Genomic DNA, 17685 nt, shown 5'->3' on the forward strand with positions numbered 1-17685 from the left:
CCGCTCGTAGCGTCCTGGGCATGACCTCACAGAGCAAGGGCACCGCCCAACTCACCGCCGCCATGGTGCTGTCCGGCACCCTCGGTATCTTCGTCGTCGAGTCGGGGGCGTCCCCGTTCAACGTCGTGTTCTTCCGGGTGCTGTTCGGCGCCCTCGCCCTCGGTGCCTACGTCGTGGCCCGGGGGTGGCTGCGCGGGCACGGGTTCACCCCGCGCACGCTCGGCCTCGCCGTCCTCGGCGGCGTGTTCATCGTCTTCAACTGGGTGTTCCTCTTCCAGTCGTACGAGAACACGTCGATCTCCGTGGCGACCGTCGTCTACCACACCCAGCCGTTCTACGTCGTCCTGCTCGGCGCCCTCCTCTTCCGCGAGCGGCTCACCGCCGCCACCGTCGGCTGGATCGGCGTGGCCTTCGCGGGCCTCGTCCTCGTGTCGGGCGTGACGCCCGGCGACTTCGGCAGCGGCGACGGGTACGTCACCGGCGTCGCGCAGGCGCTGCTGGCCGCCCTGCTGTACGGGCTCTCCACCCTGGTCACCAAGCGGATCACCGGGGTGCGCCCGCACCTGATCGCCCTGGTCCAGGTGCTGGTCGGGATACCGCTGCTGCTGCCGTTCGCCTCGTTCGGGGCGATGGCGGGCACCGGCGCCGACTGGGGCTGGCTCGTCGGGCTCGGCCTCATCCACACCGGGCTGATGTACGTGCTCATGTACGCCGCCTACGCCCAGCTCCCGGTCTCGAAGATCGCCGTCCTGGCGTTCGTCTACCCGGCGGTCGCGATGGTGATGGACTGGGCGGTCTACGGCCACCACATCGGGCTCGTGCAGGCGCTCGGCGTGCCACTGATCGTGCTGGCCAGCCTGCGGGTCACCCTTGCTCGGCGAGCAGCTTCCGCGCCTGCTCCACGAACAGTCGCGCGTGGGCCGGAAGCCGCTTCCCGGCCCGCCACGCGAGCTGGGTCCACAGGGTGAAGGGGGGCTCCCACTCCAGCCGTACCAGCGCACCCTCCGCCAGCTCGGCGGCGACCGCGATCCGGGGCAGCAGCGCGACGCCCAGACCGGTCGCCGCCGCCCGTTTGGTCGCCTCGATCGTGCCGAACTCCATGAACGAGACGGGCGCCACGGAGGTCAGCTCCCGCTCGAAGAGGTCGCGGTAGGCGCAGCCCGGCTCGGTCGCAAGCAGCGGGTGGGCCAGCAGGTCGGCGGTGGCGGGCGGGGCGCCGGTGAGCGGGTGGCCGGGCGCGGCGACCAGGGCGAGCGGCTCGGCGGCGAGGACCGCCGTCTCCAGACCGGGGTGGTCCGTCTCCGCCTCCATCAGGAACCCCAGGTCGTAGGAGCCCTGGCGGAGGGCCTGCCGGGTCTCGTCGCCGATGGTGGTGCGCAGGGCGAGCCGGATGCCGGGGTAGCGGTGGTGGAAGAGTTCGAGGAGGGGCGGCAGCCGGTGGTTGGTCAGCGACTCCATCGTGCCGACGGTGAGGGTGCCCTCCGGCTCCCCGGCGCTGGTGACCGCCGTACGGGCCTCCTCGGTCAGCTCCAGGATCTGCCGGGCGTACGGCAGCAGCCGCTCGCCCGCCTCGGTGAGCTGGATGCGGCTGCCGAGCCGGTCGAACAGCTCGGTGCCGAGGGACGACTCCAGGGCGCGGATCTGGCTGGTCACGCTGGACTGGGCGTAGCTCAGCTCGGCGGCGGCGCGGGTGAAGCTCAGGACCGTCGCGACCTTCTCGAAGGTGACCAGCAGCCGCAGCTCCATGTCAGGGGTCGTTCCGGTTCTTCTTGTCGTCGCTGTCGTCGTTGCCCTCTTCGTCCTTGAGGGACCTCAGGAACTCGGGGTTGTCGTCGGGCGCCACCCACTGCTGGGAGCGGTGGGCCCGCACCCCCGACCAGCCGTCGGCGGCGGGGCTGCGCCTCTTGCCCGCGATGAGCCAGGACGCCGAGCCGACGAGGGGGAACAGCAGCACGAGGATCGCCCACAGCGGCTTGGGCATGTGGCGGATGTCCTCGTCCTTCGTGCTGATGCAGTCGATGAACGCGTAGATGCTCAGCGCCAGCGGCACGAGGAACATCAGCACCCGCAGCATTGGCTTCTCCAGCGAAGGGGGGGTGGGGGCGCCGGACGCGGCCCCCAGGTACGGGGCCAGGGTAGCCCCTCGGGGATACTGGTCCCCATGGCTTACGACGATCTTCGCTCGCTGCTCAGGGCCCTGGAGCGCGAGGGCGACCTCAAGCGCATCAAGGCCGAGGTGGATCCGTATCTGGAGGTCGGGGAGATCGTCGACCGGGTGCAGAAGTCCGGCGGCCCGGCGCTGCTCTTCGAGAACGTCAAGGGCTCGGCGATGCCGCTGGCCATGAACGTCTTCGGCACCGACCGCAGGCTGCTGAAGGCGCTCGGCCTGAAGTCGTACGGGGAGATCTCCGAGCGCATCGGCGGGCTGCTGAAGCCGGAGCTGCCGCACGGGTTCGTCGGGGTGCGGGAGGCGTTCGGCAAGCTCGGCGCGATGACGCACGTACCGCCGAAGAAGGTGAAGTCCGGGGACGCGCCGGTGCAGGACGTGGTGCTCACCGGCGACGACGTCGACCTGGAGAAGCTGCCCGCGCTGTTCACCTGGCCCAAGGACGGCGGGTCCTTCTTCAACCTGGGCCTGACCCACACCAAGGACCCCGAGTCGGGCATCCGCAACCTCGGTCTCTACCGGCTCCAGCGCCACGACCGGCGCACCATCGGGATGCACTGGCAGATCCACAAGGACAGCCGCAACCACTACCAGGTCGCGGCCCGGCGCGGGGAGCGGCTGCCGGTCGCGATCGCCTTCGGCTGCCCGCCCGCCGTGACGTACGCCTCCACCGCGCCGCTCCCCGGCGACATCGACGAGTACCTGTTCGCCGGGTTCCTCGCGGGCAAGCGGATCGAGATGGTCGACTGCAAGACGGTGCCGCTCCAGGTGCCCGCGCAGGCCGAGGTCGTCCTCGAAGGGTGGCTGGAGCCCGGCGAGATGCTGCCGGAGGGGCCGTTCGGCGACCACACCGGGTTCTACACGCCGCAGGAGCCGTTCCCGGCGCTGACCATCGACTGCGTGACGATGCGGAAGCGGCCACTGCTCCAGTCGATCGTGGTGGGACGGCCGCCGACGGAGGACGGGCCGCTGGGCCGGGCCACGGAGCGGTTCTTCCTTCCGCTCCTCAAGATCATCATTCCGGACATCGTGGACTACCACCTGCCCGAGGCGGGCGGCTTCCACAACTGCGCCATCGTCTCGATCGACAAGAAGTACCCCAAGCACGCGCAGAAGACGATGCACGCGATCTGGGGCGCGCACATGATGTCCCTGACGAAGCTGATCATCGTCGTGGACAGCGACTGCGACGTCCACGACCTGCACGAGGTCGCCTGGCGGGCGCTCGGGAACACCGACTACGCCCGCGACCTGACCCTCGTCGAGGGCCCGGTCGACCACCTGGACCACGCCTCCTACCAGCAGTTCTGGGGCGGCAAGGCGGGCATCGACGCGACCAGGAAGTGGCCCGAGGAGGGGTACACGCGCGACGGGGGGTGGCCGGACATGGTGGAGTCGGACCCGGATACGGCGGCCCTGGTCGACCGCCGCTGGAAGGAGTACGGCCTGTGACGACCTCCGCCTCAGCGGCGCTTCCCCAGCAGCCGGGGCGCACGAAAGCCTTCCTGCGCCTGGTGATGATCGAGCACTCCGTCTTCGCGCTGCCCTTCGCCTACATCGCCGCGCTCACCGCGATGTACGAGTGGGACGAGAACATCCACTGGGGCCGCCTGCTCCTGGTCACCCTCGCCATGGTCGGCCTGCGCACCTTCGCGATGGCCGCCAACCGGATCATCGACCGCGAGATCGACGCCCGGAACCCGCGCACCGCCCACCGCGAACTGGTCACCGGCGCGATGTCGGTCCGGCACGCGTGGACCGGCGCCCTGGTCGCGCTGGCGGTCTTCCTGGGCGCGGCGGCGCTGCTCAACCCGCTCTGCCTGGCACTCGCGCCGGTCGCGGTGGTCCCGATGGTCGTCTACCCGTACGGCAAGCGGTTCACGAACTTCCCGCAGGCCATCCTGGGCCTCGCCCAGGCGATGGGACCGGTCGGCGGCTGGCTGGCGATCACCGGGTCCTGGTCCTGGGACGCCGTGATCCTGGGCCTCGCGGTCGGCATCTGGATCGGCGGCTTCGACCTGATCTACGCCTGCCAGGACGTCGACACCGACCGCGAGATCGGCGTCCGCTCGGTCCCGGCCCGGTTCGGCGTCCCGGCGGCGATCTGGGGGGCGCGGGCCTGCCACGTGGTGACGACGGCCCTGTTCGCCTGGTACGCGGTGGCGACGGACGCGGGCGCCTTCTTCTGGCTGGGCCTGCTGATCGTCGCCGGTGCGTTCGGCTACGAGCACTCCATCGTGCGCCCGCACGACCTGTCCCGGGTGAACCGGGCCTTCTTCAGCGTCAACGGTTTCATCGGCATCGCCCTGTTCGTGTGCGCGCTGCTCGATCTGCTGGTCCGGGGTCTGACGGTCTGAGGTACGTCTCAGGCACCCACCCGTCCTGAGGTCGGGTCACCGCGCCGGTAGGCTCGTGATGTGAACGCAGGAGAAACGCAGCGCGTGCCTTGGATCGTGGGGGTCTCCGGAGCATCCGGGACGCCGTACGCGGCTGCCGTGCTGCGGGCGCTGCTCGCGGCCGGGGAGAGCGTCGACCTGGTCGTCAGCCGGGCCTCGCGGCTGACCCTGCTCGACGAGACCGGCATCTCCTTCCGGGACGGCCACTGGCGGGAGGACCTGGCCGAATGGCTGGCCCGGGGCGCCGACGGCAAGCCGGGGACGTTCACCGTGGACCTGTCGGACGTGCGGTACTGGCGCGCCGCCGACCTCGCGGCGGGGCCGTCGTCGGGGTCGTACCGGGCCAGGGGGATGCTGATCGTGCCCGCCTCGACGGCGTGTGTCGCGGGGGTGGCCCTCGGGCTGTCCAAGGACCTGTTGCAGCGGGCGGCGAGCGTGACGCTGAAGGAGCGGCGCCCGCTGGCCGTCGCGGTGCGCGAGTCGCCGCTGACCGGGCAGACGCTGCGGCACCTGGTCGCGCTGGACGACGCCGGGGCGTCCGTCGTCCCGACCTCGCCCGCCTTCTACGCGGGCGCCACGCACATCCAGGACCTCGTCGACTTCGTCGCGGGGCGGGTGCTGGACACGGTGGGTGTCCCGCACCGGCTCTACGGCCGCTGGAAGGGCGAACTCGGCGGGTCCCGCCCCTGAGTTCCCGCGCCCTTCCTCCCCCTTTCTTTTCTCACTCGACTCTCTTCAGTGGAAGGCATCGATCGCATGGACGCGGTGGACAGGCAGCTCATCCAGGCCCTGAGAGAGAACGGCCGGGCCTCGTACGCGGAGCTGGGGCGCCTGGTCGGACTGTCGGGCCCCAGCGTCACCGACCGGATCAACCGGCTGGAGGCGGCCGGTGTCATCACCGGGTACCGGGCCACCGTGAACGCCGCCTCGCTGGGCCTCGGCGTCACCGCCCTGATCGGCATCTCGCTCTCCGACGCCACCGACCACGAGGACGTGGCGCGCCGGATGCGGGACCTCCCGGAGATCGAGGACTGCTGGTTCATCGCGGGTGACGACTCGTACATGCTCAAGGTGCGCGCCAGCGACGTGGACGGCCTGGAGCGGATCATCCGGCGGCTGTCGGGGACGAAGGGCGTCTCCCGGACCCGTACCACCATCGTGCTCTCCACCAAGTGGGAGAACCGCGTGGGTGAGCTGCCCGAAGAGGTGTGACGGGCGGGGCGTACGGTGGTCGGAGTCGGTTCCACGAGAGAGGTGTCGCATGGACGTCGGGCTCAAGCGCGAGCTGGAGGAGAAGGTCCGCTCCGGTGAGCGGCTGACCCGCGAGGACGGCATCGCGCTGTACGCGTCGGACGACCTGGCCTGGCTGGGCGGGCTCGCGCACGAGGTGCGGACGCGGATGAACGGCGACGTCGTCCACTTCAACGTCAACCGGCACCTCAACATGACCAACGTGTGCACGGCGTCCTGCGCCTACTGCTCCTTCCAGCGCAAGCCGGGCGAGAAGGACGCGTACACGATGCGCATCGAGGAGGCGGTGAAGCTCGCCAAGGAGATGGAGGGCGAGAACCTCACCGAGCTGCACATCGTCAACGGGCTGCATCCGAACCTGCCGTGGCGCTACTACCCGCGCTCGCTGCGGGAGCTGAAGGCGGCGCTGCCGAACGTGTCCCTGAAGGCGTTCACCGCGACCGAGATCCACCACTTCGAGACGATCTCCGGGCTGAGCGCGAGCGAGATCCTGGACGAGCTGATCGACGCGGGACTCGAATCGCTGACCGGCGGTGGCGCGGAGATCTTCGACTGGGAGGTCCGGCAGCACATCGTGGACCACCGCACCCACTGGGAGGACTGGTCGCGCATCCACCGGCTGGCGCACGAGAAGGGTCTGAAGACCCCGTGCACCATGCTCTACGGCCACATCGAGGAGCCCCGGCACCGCGTCGACCACGTGCTGCGGCTGCGGGAACTCCAGGACGAGACCGGCGGGTTCCAGGTCTTCATCCCGCTGCGCTACCAGCACGACTTCGTGGACGTGAAGGACGGCAAGGTCCGCAACCGGCTCCAGGCCCGGACGACCATGGCGACCCCGGCGGAGGCGCTGAAGACGTTCGCGGTGTCGCGGCTGCTGTTCGACAACGTGCCGCACCTGAAGGTGTTCTGGGTCATGCACGGGCTCCAGACCGCGCAGTTCGCCCTCCAGCACGGGGCGGACGACATGGACGGGTCGGTCGTCGAGTACAAGATCACCCACGACGCGGACAACTACGGCACGCCGAACAAGCTGACCCGGGACGATCTGCTGGAGCTGATCCGGGACGCGGGGTTCCGGCCGGTGGAGCGGAACACCCGGTACGAGGTGATCCGGGAGTACGAGGGGGCTGACGCGGGGCGTCGGGAGATGCCTCAGCCGATGCGGGTCTGATCTTCGGGTGCGGGTGGGTGGGGGGCTGGTCGCGCAGTTCCCCGCGCCCCTGGGGTGGGTACTCGGGGCGCATGATGACCAAGGCTCCCGAGGATGCCTTCACCGCGGAGCCCTTCGTCCCCGAGGGCGGCGACCTCGAAGCCCTGCGGCGGGCCGCCTCCGGCTGCCGGGGGTGTCCGCTGCACCGGGACGCCACCCAGACCGTCTTCGGGGCGGGGGACGTGGACGCCCGTGTCATGCTCGTCGGGGAGCAGCCCGGGGACCAGGAGGACCGGCAGGGGAAGCCGTTCGTCGGGCCCGCCGGGAAGCTGCTGGACCGGGCGCTCGCGGAGGCCGGGATCGATCCCGGGGAGGCGTACGTCACCAACGCCGTCAAGCACTTCAAGTTCACCCGGGCCGAGCCCCGTAAGCGGCGTATCCACAAGGCGCCCAGCCTGCGGGAGATGACGGCGTGCGGGCCCTGGCTCGCGGCCGAGCTGGCGCTGGTGGAGCCGGAGCTGATCGTGGTGCTGGGCGCGACGGCGGGCAAGGCGCTGCTGGGGTCGTCGTTCCGGGTGACGCGGGTGCGCGGGACGGTGCTGGAGGAGGAGATCCACGGCCGCCCGGAGCGTCTGGTGCCGACCGTGCACCCCTCGGCGGTGCTGCGGGCGGACGACAGGGAGGGCGCGTACCAGGGGTTGGTCGCGGACCTCGAAGTAGGGGCGCGACTACTGCCGTAAGGGTTACGATGCCCAGGTGCCGCTTACTTACACTCTTGACCCCCCTGTCACCCCGGCCCTGCGCGACGGCCTCCTCGACCTGTGGACGGACGTGTCCAACGCGGGCGGGGCGGTCGGGTTCGTCCCGCCGGTGGAGCGGGAGGCGATACGGCCCGAGCTGCTCAGGCAGCTCACCGCGATGGCCGAGGGCCGCAGCCGTCTGGTCGTCGGCCGTGACGAGGACGGGCGGCTGGCCGCCTCCGCGTTCCTCACCTTCAACACGCACCGGCTGATGACCCACTGGGCGTGGCTCTACACGGTGATGGTGCACCCCCGGTACCAGGGGCGCGGGTACGGCCGGGAGCTGCTGGCCGCCGCCGCCGACGCGGCCCGCTCGATCGGCGGGCTCGACGCGATCCGGCTGACCTGCCGGGGCGGGCTCGGTCTGGAGCGGTTCTACGCCTCCTGCGGCTACAAGGAGGTCGGCCGGGTGCCCGACGCGATCCGGGTGGCGCCGGACGACCTCCGCGACGACATCACGATGCTGCTGACGCTGCGCTGACGCACCCCCGTCCAAGATCTCCCGGTCCCCGTGCTTCACTGGACGGTGGAAAACGCGGTGGACATGTTCCGGTGAAGGAAGAGTGGATTGAGATGCTCCGCTACACGCTGATGCGCCTCGGTGTCTTCGTGGGCTGCCTCGTGGTCGTCTGGGGCCTCGTCTACTCCGGCGTCGCACCGCGCGGCCTCGGGGACTCCAACGGCATGTGGGTGCTGCTGCTCTCCCTGGTCATCTCCGCGCCGATCAGCTTCGTGGTGCTGCGCAAGGAGCGGGACCGGGCCTCCGAGCAGATCGTGCGCAAGGTCGACCGGGTCAAGGCCGACATGGAGGCCAACCGCAGCCAGGAGGACCTGGCCGACGACGCGGCGCGGGCGGCGCAGGGCCAGACGTCCTGAATCTTCCCGGACCGTCCGCAGCGGCACGGGGCACGGGTGCGTGAACCGTAGTCTTTCCCCATGGGTGCCGTGAAGACCAAGCGGATGCCGCGCGCCGTCCGTGAACAGCAGATGCTGGACGCCGCCGTACAGATCTTCGGGCAACGGGGGTACATGGCGGCGTCGATGGACGACATCGCCGAACTCGCGGGCGTGTCCAAGCCGTTGGTGTACCTGTACCTGAACTCCAAGGACGACCTCTTCACCGCCTGCATCCGCCGCGAGGCCACCGCGCTGCTCGCCGCCGTGCGCTTGGGCGTCGTACCGGAACTGCCCGCCGACCGCCAACTCTGGGACGGGCTGCTGGCGTTCTTCACGCACACCGCCGGGCACCCGGACGCCTGGCGGGTGCTGCACCTGCACGCCCGTACGCACGGCGAGCGGTTCGCCGCCGAGGTGACGGCGCTGCGCGCGGAGATCGTCGCCTTCGTGACGGGGCTGATAGCCGCCGCCGCGCGGGACGCCCACCGCGACCCGGACCTGCCCGAGCGTGAGGTGGCCGGGCTCGCGGAGGCGCTGGTCGGGGCCGCCGAGTCGCTCGCCGCGTGGGCCAACGCGACGCCGGGCGTCACCGCGCGGCAGACCACGGCGACGCTGATGAACTTCGCGTGGGCGGGCCTCGGCAGCCTGATGGAGGGGCGCCAGTGGACCCCTCCGCCGCCCGACCAGCCCTGACGCGTCAGTCGTCAGTCCACGTATCCCGTCAGGTGCACCCGCTCCCCGCCCCGCAGTTCGAACCGTCCCTCGTCGTCCGCCGCGTACCGCACCACCCCGGGCAGCGGCACCGGCGCCCGGAACTCCGCGCGGACCCGGACCGCCTCGGCCGTGCCGTGGGCGGCCAGGCAGCGGGCGATGGTCCACATGCCGTGCGCGATGGGGTGCCGGAAGCCGAACGGGCGGGCGGTGAGCGGGTGCAGGTGGATGGGGTTGCGGTCGCCGGACACCGCGCCGTACCGCCGTCCGAGGTCGGCGCCGAGCCGCCACTCCGCGCGCACGGGCAGGGGCCGTCGCGGCGCCGGGGGAGCGGGCTCGGCGCGGTGGGCGGCGTCGGCGTCGGGGCGGTGGTGCCGGGAGAGGTAGGTGCTGGAGGACTCCCACACGAGGTTCCCGTCGCGCTCCATCTGCGTCACCACCGTCGCCTGCGTGCCGCGCCGGTGCGAGGCCAACTGGTCGATGTGCACGGAGAGGTCGTACGCGCCCGTGGCCGGGAGGGCGGCGTACCGGGAGACCGCGAGGGTGGTGTGGACGAGGCCGAGCAGCGGCAGCGGGAAGTCCCGGCCGCTCATCAGGCTCATGGCGAGCGGGAAGCCCAGGACGTGCGGGTAGGTGAGGGGGAGCGCGTCGTCGCCGGGCGCGGGGAAGCCGCACACCCGCTCGTACCGCGCGAGCCGCGCGAGGTCGATGCGCACGCCGGGCAGCACCAGCCGGGTGCGGGGGAACGCCGCGCCGGAGCGGGGCCGCTTGAACGGGGAGAACAGGGCGCCGCGGGCGAGCAGCGGCGTGAGCGCCGGGGGATCGTTGAGGAGGATCACTACGCCCCCAGCAGGCTCTGGCCGCAGACCCGGACGACCTGCCCGTTGACGGCGCCCGAGCCCGGGTGGGCGAGCCAGGCGACGGTCTCGGCGACGTCCTCGGGGCGCCCGCCCTGCGCGAGGGAGTTCATCCGGCGTCCCGCCTCGCGGATGAACAGCGGTACGGCGGCCGTCATCCGGGTCTCGATGAAGCCCGGCGCGACCGCGTTCACGGTGACGCCGTGCGCCTCGCGGGCCCGCGGCGCGAGGGCGCGGACCAGTCCGGCGACGCCCGCCTTGCTCGCGGCGTAGTTGGTCTGACCGGCGTTCCCGGCGAGGCCCGCGATGGAGGCGGTGGCGACGATCCGGCCGCCGGGGCGCAGGGTGCCGCCCGCCAGCAGGGCGTCCGTGGTGCGCAGCACGCTCGCCAGGTTGACGTCGACGACGGAACTCCAGCGCTCGGCGTCCATGTTGACCAGGCGCCGGTCGCGGGTGATGCCCGCGTTGTGCACCAGCACGTCGAGGCCGTCGGGCAGCGCGGCGGCGATCCGGTCACCCGCGTCGGCGGCGGTGATGTCCAACGCGAGGGCGCTGCCGCCGAGCCGGTCCGCGAGCCGCTCGGCGTCCGCCCCGGCCGACGGCACGTCGAGGACGACGACCCGTGCGCCGTCCCTGGCCAGCGTCTCGGCGACGGCGGCACCGATGCCGCGGGCGGCGCCGGTGACCAGGGCGGTGCGGGGGCCCTCCGGGTGGGGCGCGGCGGCGCCGGTCGCCGTGCCGACCTCGATCACCTGGCCGCTGACGTACGCCGACCTGGGCGAGAGCAGGAAGTGGAGCGTGGACTCCGCGGCGCCCGGGTCGGTGAGCCGGACCAGGTTGACGGTCCTGCCCCGGCCGATCTCCTTGCCGAGGGAGCGGGTGAAACCCTCCAACGCCTGCTGGGCGGCGGCCTGGTGGTGGTCGGCGGGGTCGAGCGGCGCCCCGAGGACCAGCACCCGGCCGCTGGCCGCGACCGACCGGACGACGGGGTGCAGGGCGGCGTGCACCCCGGCGAGCGCGGCCACGTCCCGGACGCCGGTGGCGTCGAGGACGACGGCGGCGACGGGCGCGGTCGTGGTCTCCTCGGCGCTGCGGAGTCCCGTACGGGCCAGGACGGCGTCGAGGGCGGGGTCGGGTTCGCCGTCGCCCGCGACCAGGTGGCGCAACGTTCCTTCAAGCCGGGGCCGTTGTGGTGACCAGCGGCTGAGCGGCACCGGTTGGGGCAGGCCCAGGCGCCGGGTGAGGAAGCGGCCGGGCGCGGTGCCGGTGAAGCTCAGATAGCGGTCGGCTGCCATGGGCGACTCCAGCTCGTGGGGACCGGATCTCTCGTACTTACCTCGGAGTAAGGTTACCGTAGGTAAATCCCCGGGACGTACGGGGTGACGACCGCGCCCACACCCCCAAGGACTGCACACGCCCGTCCCCGAACCCGCACGTCCTCCCCACCCCGGAGCCGTACGATCACGCTGCCGACCCGTGGCGTTCACCGCCCGCGCGGCCCACGGCCGGTGAACGCCGCCGTACGCCCGCCGCGTACCACATGCCGCGGAGCAGTACGCCCGCCGCAAGGCCCCAGGAGCCGCCATGCCCATCTCGTACGCGTCCTCGTCGCCCGTGCCGCCCGACCCCGCGGAGCCGTCGCCTGAGCTGGACTACGACCCCGACGGCGGCCCGGTCCTGGTGGAGCCGGAGATCCGGCGGCTGGACGGCGAGGTGCGCGAGGTGGCCGTACCGCCGCTGGTGCCGCCCGTGTCCCACGGGTCGCTGGCCGACCTGCCGTTCGAGAACGCCGCCGTCGCCCCCGACCAACGGGTCGTCAGCCGCCGCGACCAGGACGGGAACTGGACGGACCTGACGACGGCGGAGTTCGCGCGCGAGGTGCTCGACCTGGCCAAGGGCCTGATAGCGGAGGGGCTGTCGCCGGGGGACCGGATCGCGGTGATGGCGCGGACGTCGTACGAGTGGACGCTGCTCGACTTCGCCGCCTGGGCCGCCGGGCTGGTGACGGTCCCCGTCTACCCGACCTCCTCCGTCTTCCAGACCCGGTGGATCCTCCAGGACGCGGGCGCGGTCGCCCTGGTCACCGAGTCCGTCAGTCAGGCGGCGGCCCTGGGCCCTGAGCTGGGCCACCTGCCCGACCTGCGGCACCTGTGGGTCATCGAGAAGGGGCACGTGCAGCGGCTCACGGAGCTGGGCGGGCCGGTGCCGGACCAGGAGGTCGACGTACGGCGCGGGGTGCTCGGCCCGGACACGCTCGCCACGCTCGTCTACACCTCGGGCACGACCGGACGGCCCAAGGGCTGCGCGCTGACGCACGGCAACTTCCTGGCCGAGGTGGACAACGCGATCGAACTCCTCTACCCGGTCTTCCGGGCCCGCACCACCGCCGAGCCGTCCACCCTCCTCTTCCTGCCGCTCTCCCACGTCTTCGGGCGGATGGTGGCCGTCGCCTGCGTCCGCGCCCGGGTCCGGCTCGGGCACGCGCCCAGCATGAAGGCGGAGGACCTGATCGCCGACCTCGCCGCGTTCCGGCCGACGTTCCTGCTGGCCATCCCGTACATGCTGGAGAAGGTCTACAACAGCGCCCGTGCCACCGCCGAACGGGGCGGAAAGGCCGGGGCGTTCGAACGCGCCGCCAGGGTGGCCCGCCGCCACGGCGAGGCGACCGAGGCCCGCAAACAGGGCACGGGCCCCGGACCCGGCGCCGGTCTGAAAGCCGCCCGCGCCCTCTACGACCCGCTGGTCTACCGCCGTATCCGGGGCGCCCTCGGCGGCCGGGTCCGCTACCTGATCTGCGGCGGCTCACCGCTGAGCCGGGACCTGGCGGCGTTCTACGCGGGCGCGGGGATGGAGATCTACGAGGGGTACGGCCTCACCGAGTGCACCGGCGCCGCGACGGTCACCCCGCCGCTCAGGCCCCGGCTGGGCACGGTCGGCTGGCCGCTGCCCGGCACCCGCGTCCGGATCGCCGCCGACGGGGAGATCCTGCTCTCCGGCGGCCAGGTGTTCCGCGGCTACTGGGACCCGCACGCGGGCGGCGTCGTCCCGGCCGCCCCCGACGGCTGGTTCCCGACCGGCGACATCGGCCGCCTCGACGACGAGGGCTACCTCACCATCACCGGGCGGAAGAAGGAGATCCTCATCACCGCGGGCGGCAAGAACGTCGCCCCCGCCCCGCTGGAGAACTGGCTCCGCAGCCACCCCCTGATCTCCCACTGCCTGGTCCTCGGCGACCGCCGCCCCTACATCACCGCCCTCATCACCCTCGACCTCGACGGCACCCAGCACTGGCGCCGGATGAACGGCCGCCCCCCGGCCCCGCCCGAGGTCCTCGCCCAGGACGAGGAGCTGCGCGCCCTCCTCCAGCGGTCCATCGACGAGGCCAACAAGATGGTCTCCCGCCCCGAGTCCATCCGCCGCTTCACGATCCTGCCCTACGACTTCACGGAGGCGGCGGGCCATCTGACCCCGTCGATGAAGCTCCGCCGCGAGGCGATCCTGCGGGACTTCGCCCGGGAGGTGGAGGCGATGTACGGGGCGTAGCCGACGTCAGGGGGCCGCCGGACCGGGCTTCCGGGCGATCAGGAACGCGTGCGGGGTCGTCTCCGCGAACGCCTCCTCCGGCTCCCGCACCGCCCGCGTCCGGAGCGTGAACCCCGCCGCCGACAGCAGCTCCGCCACCTGCTCCGGGCGGCGGCGCAGGAAGTCCAGGGCGACCGGGTGGCCGTAGGGGCGGTCGAGGCGGCGCGGCTCGTCGCCCACCTGGAAGGCGAGGAGGAGGTGCCCGCCGGGGGCCAGCACGCGGTGGAACTCCGCGAACAGGTCCGGCAGTTCCGCCACCGGGGTGTGGATCGACGAGTAGTAGGAGACGACGCCCGCCAAGTGGCCGTCGGGCAGGTCGAGCGCCCGCATCGAACCCTGCTCGAAGCGCAGCCCCGGGTACGCGCGCCGGGCCGTCGCCACCATCGACGCCGACAGGTCGAGCCCGAACACCGGCAGCCCCAGGTCGGCCAGGTACGCCGTGACCCAGCCGGGCCCGCACCCGAGGTCGGCCACCGGTCCGCCGCCGTCCGCGGCCACGAACTCGGCGAAGGCGGACAGCAGCGCCCGGTCCACCGGCCGCGCGGCGAGACCGTCGCGGAACTGGTCGGCGTAGTCCTCGGCGATGGCGTCGTAGAAGGCGCGGGTGGTGGCGTCCGAGGGTGGGGTGGTGGTGTCTGCGTCTGAGGGCCGGGCGGCGGAGTCGGTGGTCATGGGTGGGACCGTATCCGGCGGCACTGACAACGGCGGGGCGCGCTCACTCCACGCCCAGCGCCCGCAGCGCCGCCGTCGTCACCGCCGCGCCCAGCACGACGAGCACGAACGGCGCCCGCCGCCAGGCCAGTACGCCCCCGGCCAGCACCCCCGCCGGGCGCGCCCACCCGGCGAAGCCGCCGCCCTCGGTCAGCGCACCCGTCGCCAGCAGCGCCACCAGCAGCACCACCGCGCCCGCCGACAGCAGCTCCTGCACCCGCACCGGCAGCACCACGCGCCCGTGCAGCACCGGGCCCACCAGCCGGAAGGCGTACGTCCCGACCGCCAGCGCCAGGATCATCGCGACCGTCGTGCTCACGCCGTGCGCTCCCGTCGCCCGTACAGCGCCAGCCCGGCCAGCGCCAGCAGCACCGGCACGCCCGCGGGGACGGCCGGGGTGACCGCGAGGGCGAGCGCCGCGCCGAGCAGGGCGGCCCGGCGTACGGCGCCGTCCTGGCGGAGGGCGGGCAGGACCAGGGCGACGAGGACGGCGGGGAAGGCGGCGTCCAGGCCGTAGCGGCCGGTGTCGCCGAGCGCGCTGCCCGCCAGCGCGCCGACCAGGACGCCCGCGTTCCACACAGCGAACAGTCCGAGCCCCGAGATCCAGAAGGCGGCCCGGCGCCGCTCCGGGTCGGGCTGCGCGAGGGCGAAGGCGACCGTCTCGTCGGTGACCAGGTGCGCCCCGAGGAGCCGGGCGAGCCGCCCCGTGCCCAGGGTGTCGGCGACGGCGAGGCTGAAGGCGGCCGTGCGGGTGTTCAGCAGCAGCCCGGTGGCCGCCGCCGCGAGCGGACCGCCCCCGGCGAGCAGCACGCCCACCGCGCTGAACTGCGCCGACCCGGCGTAGTCGACCAGCGACATCACCACCGGCACCCACACCGGCAGCCCACCGGTCACGGCGATCGCCCCGAAGGAGACGCCGACCACCCCGCTCGCCAGCCAGACCAGGGAGGCGTCGCGGACGAGGGGTGCCATCATGGGGGCGGACACGGGTGTTCGGAGTGGCGAACGCATGTTTCCTACAATGAACGCGTACGGCGTCGTTCGTCAAGGCGAACGAATGGGATGGTGAAGCGAACGATGAGTACGGGTACCGGCGGCGACGACGGGGCCTCGCTGCCGCCGACGCGGCTCCCCCTGGAGTGGATCGCGGCCTCGCTGCGCCGCGAACGCACCCGCGTGGGGATCTCCCTGTCCGAGCTGGCCAAGCGCGCCGGGATCGCCAAGTCCACGCTGTCGCAGTTGGAGGCCGGGGCCGGGAACCCCAGCGTGGAGACGCTCTGGGCGCTCGGGGTCGCGCTCGGGGTGCCCTTCAGCGCGCTGGTGGAGCCGCCCGCGCCCGCGGTGCGGGTGATCAGGGCGGGGGAGGGGCCGTCCGTCGCCTCCGAACAGGCGAACTACGTCGCCACCCTGCTCTCCGCCAGCCCGCCCGGCGCCCGCCGGGACATCTACCGGCTACGGGCGGAACCCGGCGCGGTACGCGAGTCCGAGCCGCATATTCCGGGGACGGTGGAACACCTCGTGGTCAGCGCCGGACGGGTCAAGGCCGGGCCGCGCGGTGAAGAGGTGGAGCTGGGTCCGGGGGATTACCTGAGTTACCGCGGGGACGTGGCCCATGCGTATGAGGCGCTGGCCCCCGGTACGGCTTTCGTGCTCATCATGCAGCACGTGTGAGACATGGGTATCTCGGTGAAAAGGGCAGGAGCCCCGTCGCCGTACTGGACGGCGCGGGGCTCCTTGGGTACTGCACTCGTTCCCGGATCGGAGGATCGATCAGACCGGGGTGACGTTCTCCGCCTGCGGGCCCTTCGGGCCCTGGGTGACGTCGAAGGACACCTGCTGGTTCTCCTCAAGGGACCGGAAGCCGGTCGCGTTGATCGCGGAGTAGTGGACGAAGACGTCGGGGCCGCCGCCTTCCTGGGCGATGAAACCAAAGCCCTTTTCGGCGTTGAACCACTTCACGGTTCCGGTAGCCATAAGCCCTCCTTGGGCCCAAAGGGTTGCCCTGCTCCAGAACCAGCAAGTGTGAAGATATTTGCATTCTGCACAACTGCATCCGTCTAGGAACGACGAGAGCCTGCGGTCACATGCTCCGCAGGCTCTGTACTGCAAGGGAAACCAAACTGCAACTTGCGGCGAGCCTAGCACGCGCGCAGGGGAATGCAAGAGAGGGCAAGATCACGTCACCCGGATGTTTGAAGGGGGGCGGGTGGTGCTGACGTGGCGCTCGACCGCCCCAGCGGGCCCTTCCGACCCTGAGGGCTGCACCCTACCGCACAGGGTCTAGCCTCCCGATGTGGACATTTCTCGCACCCGGCCGCGCGTCGGCCACATCCAGTTCCTGAACTGCCTGCCCCTGTACTGGGGGCTCGCCAGAACGGGCACACTCCTCGACTTCGAGCTGACGAAGGACACCCCGGAGAAGCTCAGCGAGAGACTGGTGCAGGGAGACCTCGACATCGGGCCCGTCACCCTCGTCGAGTTCCTCCGCCACGCGGACGAGCTGGTCGCCTTCCCCGACATCGCCGTCGGCTGCGACGGGCCGGTGATGTCCTGCGTGATCGTCTCCCAGGTCCCGCTGGACCGCCTCGACGGCGCCCGGGTCGCCCTCGGCTCCACCTCGCGCACCTCGGTCCGGCTCGCCCAGCTCCTGCTCGCGGAGCGCTTCGGCGTCCAGCCGGACTACTACACCTGCCCGCCCGACCTCAGCGTGATGATGCAGGAGGCCGATGCCGCCGTCCTCATCGGGGACGCCGCCCTGCGCGCCAACCTGCACGACGGGCCCCGCTTCGGGCTCGACGTGCACGACCTGGGCGCGCTGTGGAAGGAGTGGACCGGGCTGCCGTTCGTCTTCGCCGTCTGGGCGGCGCGCCGCGACTACCTGGAGCGGGAGCCGGTCATCACCCGCGAGGTGCACAAGGCGTTCCTCGCCTCCCGCAACCTCTCCCTCGAAGAGGTCGACAAGGTCGCCGAGCACGCCGCCCGCTGGGAGGCGTTCGACGAGGAGGTGCTCGCCCGCTACTTCACCACCCTCGACTTCCGCTTCGGCGCCCCGCAGCTCGCGGCGGTCGCGGAGTTCGCCCGCCGGGTGGGCCCGACGACCGGGTTCGCGGCGGACGTGAAGGTGGAGCTGCTGACGCCGTAGGGGCGGGCGCGGGGCTCG

21 protein-coding genes are annotated in these 17685 nt (G+C 72.2%); 13 read left to right on the forward strand and 8 right to left on the reverse strand.

All coding sequences use genetic code 11. The features are described from left to right. Positions 1-20 precede the first annotated feature (20 nt). Complete coding sequence (locus ACFQZ6_RS20790; RefSeq protein WP_381611321.1) at positions 21-968, forward strand: DMT family transporter; 948 nt, start codon at positions 21-23, stop codon at positions 966-968. Here ACFQZ6_RS20790 and ACFQZ6_RS20795 read toward each other — a convergent pair. Together ACFQZ6_RS20795 and ACFQZ6_RS20800 are read right to left on the reverse strand one after the other, a co-directional pair. Next, positions 865-1746: a LysR family transcriptional regulator gene (locus ACFQZ6_RS20795; RefSeq protein WP_381611323.1), complete on the reverse strand. Its 882-nt coding sequence runs from the start codon at positions 1744-1746 to the stop codon at positions 865-867. The genes ACFQZ6_RS20790 and ACFQZ6_RS20795 overlap by 104 nt on opposite strands. A gap of 1 nt (position 1747) precedes the next feature. Continuing rightward, positions 1748-2074, reverse strand: a complete 327-nt coding sequence (locus ACFQZ6_RS20800) for a PLD nuclease N-terminal domain-containing protein (RefSeq protein ID WP_381611325.1) — start codon at positions 2072-2074, stop codon at positions 1748-1750. An 87-nt stretch (positions 2075-2161) separates the two neighbouring features. On the opposite strand from ACFQZ6_RS20800, the gene ACFQZ6_RS20805 reads away from it, so the two are divergent. From ACFQZ6_RS20805 to ACFQZ6_RS20845, 9 genes are all read left to right on the forward strand, one after another. Further along, positions 2162-3619 carry a menaquinone biosynthesis decarboxylase gene (locus ACFQZ6_RS20805; protein WP_381611327.1) on the forward strand — a complete coding sequence of 486 codons (1458 nt, stop codon included), beginning with the start codon at positions 2162-2164 and terminating at the stop codon, positions 3617-3619. Next, on the forward strand, positions 3616-4524 hold the full coding sequence (mqnP, locus tag ACFQZ6_RS20810; RefSeq protein WP_381611329.1) for a menaquinone biosynthesis prenyltransferase MqnP: 909 nt from the start codon (positions 3616-3618) through the stop codon (positions 4522-4524). The genes ACFQZ6_RS20805 and mqnP overlap by 4 nt, the downstream gene beginning before the upstream one ends. Before the next feature lie 84 nt (positions 4525-4608). Next, positions 4609-5253, forward strand: coding sequence for a UbiX family flavin prenyltransferase (locus tag ACFQZ6_RS20815; protein WP_381611331.1), 645 nt, complete (start codon positions 4609-4611; stop codon positions 5251-5253). Positions 5254-5319: 66 nt separating this feature from the next. Beyond that, positions 5320-5775, forward strand: coding sequence for an Lrp/AsnC family transcriptional regulator (locus tag ACFQZ6_RS20820; RefSeq protein WP_381618499.1), 456 nt, complete (start codon positions 5320-5322; stop codon positions 5773-5775). 49 nt (positions 5776-5824) lie between these two features. Then, on the forward strand, positions 5825-6988 hold the full coding sequence (gene mqnE, locus ACFQZ6_RS20825; protein ID WP_381611332.1) for an aminofutalosine synthase MqnE: 1164 nt from the start codon (positions 5825-5827) through the stop codon (positions 6986-6988). Between the two features lie 71 nt (positions 6989-7059). Then, a complete protein-coding gene (locus ACFQZ6_RS20830; RefSeq protein ID WP_381611334.1) occupies positions 7060-7707 on the forward strand; it encodes a UdgX family uracil-DNA binding protein in 648 nt (215 codons plus the stop codon). Positions 7708-7723: 16 nt separating this feature from the next. After that, on the forward strand, positions 7724-8248 hold the full coding sequence (locus ACFQZ6_RS20835) for a GNAT family N-acetyltransferase (protein WP_381611336.1): 525 nt from the start codon (positions 7724-7726) through the stop codon (positions 8246-8248). Between the two features lie 92 nt (positions 8249-8340). Then, complete coding sequence (locus tag ACFQZ6_RS20840; RefSeq protein WP_381611338.1) at positions 8341-8643, forward strand: DUF4229 domain-containing protein; 303 nt, start codon at positions 8341-8343, stop codon at positions 8641-8643. A gap of 60 nt (positions 8644-8703) precedes the next feature. Then, on the forward strand, positions 8704-9357 hold the full coding sequence (locus ACFQZ6_RS20845) for a TetR/AcrR family transcriptional regulator (protein WP_381611340.1): 654 nt from the start codon (positions 8704-8706) through the stop codon (positions 9355-9357). An 11-nt stretch (positions 9358-9368) separates the two neighbouring features. Here the strand turns inward: ACFQZ6_RS20845 and ACFQZ6_RS20850 are convergent, their stop codons facing one another. Together ACFQZ6_RS20850 and ACFQZ6_RS20855 are read right to left on the reverse strand one after the other, a co-directional pair. Next, positions 9369-10214 (reverse strand): MaoC family dehydratase, encoded by an 846-nt coding sequence (locus tag ACFQZ6_RS20850; RefSeq protein ID WP_381611342.1) that lies wholly within the window; start codon positions 10212-10214, stop codon positions 9369-9371. Further along, positions 10214-11527, reverse strand: a complete 1314-nt coding sequence (locus ACFQZ6_RS20855) for a 3-oxoacyl-ACP reductase (protein WP_381611344.1) — start codon at positions 11525-11527, stop codon at positions 10214-10216. The genes ACFQZ6_RS20850 and ACFQZ6_RS20855 overlap by 1 nt, the downstream gene beginning before the upstream one ends. Before the next feature lie 289 nt (positions 11528-11816). On the opposite strand from ACFQZ6_RS20855, the gene ACFQZ6_RS20860 reads away from it, so the two are divergent. Beyond that, the gene (locus ACFQZ6_RS20860; RefSeq protein WP_381611346.1) at positions 11817-13775 is read left to right on the forward strand and encodes an AMP-dependent synthetase/ligase; all 1959 of its coding nucleotides are present in this window, start codon (positions 11817-11819) and stop codon (positions 13773-13775) included. Positions 13776-13781: 6 nt separating this feature from the next. Here ACFQZ6_RS20860 and ACFQZ6_RS20865 read toward each other — a convergent pair whose 3' ends face one another. The 3 genes from ACFQZ6_RS20865 to ACFQZ6_RS20875 are packed head-to-tail and all read right to left on the reverse strand — an operon-like array spanning position 13782 to position 15536. Next, positions 13782-14486, reverse strand: coding sequence for a class I SAM-dependent DNA methyltransferase (locus tag ACFQZ6_RS20865; protein WP_381611348.1), 705 nt, complete (start codon positions 14484-14486; stop codon positions 13782-13784). 43 nt (positions 14487-14529) lie between these two features. After that, complete coding sequence (locus tag ACFQZ6_RS20870) at positions 14530-14844, reverse strand: AzlD domain-containing protein (protein ID WP_381611350.1); 315 nt, start codon at positions 14842-14844, stop codon at positions 14530-14532. Continuing rightward, positions 14841-15536, reverse strand: a complete 696-nt coding sequence (locus tag ACFQZ6_RS20875) for an AzlC family ABC transporter permease (protein ID WP_381611351.1) — start codon at positions 15534-15536, stop codon at positions 14841-14843. The genes ACFQZ6_RS20870 and ACFQZ6_RS20875 overlap by 4 nt, the downstream gene beginning before the upstream one ends. Positions 15537-15602: 66 nt before the next feature. Here ACFQZ6_RS20875 and ACFQZ6_RS20880 point away from each other — a divergent pair, with 66 nt between their 5' ends. Further along, the gene (locus ACFQZ6_RS20880; RefSeq protein WP_381611353.1) at positions 15603-16196 is read left to right on the forward strand and encodes a helix-turn-helix domain-containing protein; all 594 of its coding nucleotides are present in this window, start codon (positions 15603-15605) and stop codon (positions 16194-16196) included. 99 nt (positions 16197-16295) lie between these two features. On the opposite strand, the gene ACFQZ6_RS20885 is transcribed toward ACFQZ6_RS20880, so the two are convergent. After that, complete coding sequence (locus ACFQZ6_RS20885; protein WP_004984723.1) at positions 16296-16499, reverse strand: cold-shock protein; 204 nt, start codon at positions 16497-16499, stop codon at positions 16296-16298. 319 nt (positions 16500-16818) lie between these two features. Between ACFQZ6_RS20885 and ACFQZ6_RS20890 the strand changes: the two genes are divergently transcribed. After that, positions 16819-17667, forward strand: a complete 849-nt coding sequence (locus ACFQZ6_RS20890) for a menaquinone biosynthetic enzyme MqnA/MqnD family protein (protein ID WP_381611355.1) — start codon at positions 16819-16821, stop codon at positions 17665-17667. Positions 17668-17685: the final 18 nt, after the last annotated feature.

The organism is Streptomyces flavalbus, from assembly GCF_042674625.1.
In the GTDB taxonomy this organism is placed as follows: Bacteria; Actinomycetota; Actinomycetes; order Streptomycetales; family Streptomycetaceae; genus Streptomyces; species Streptomyces flavalbus.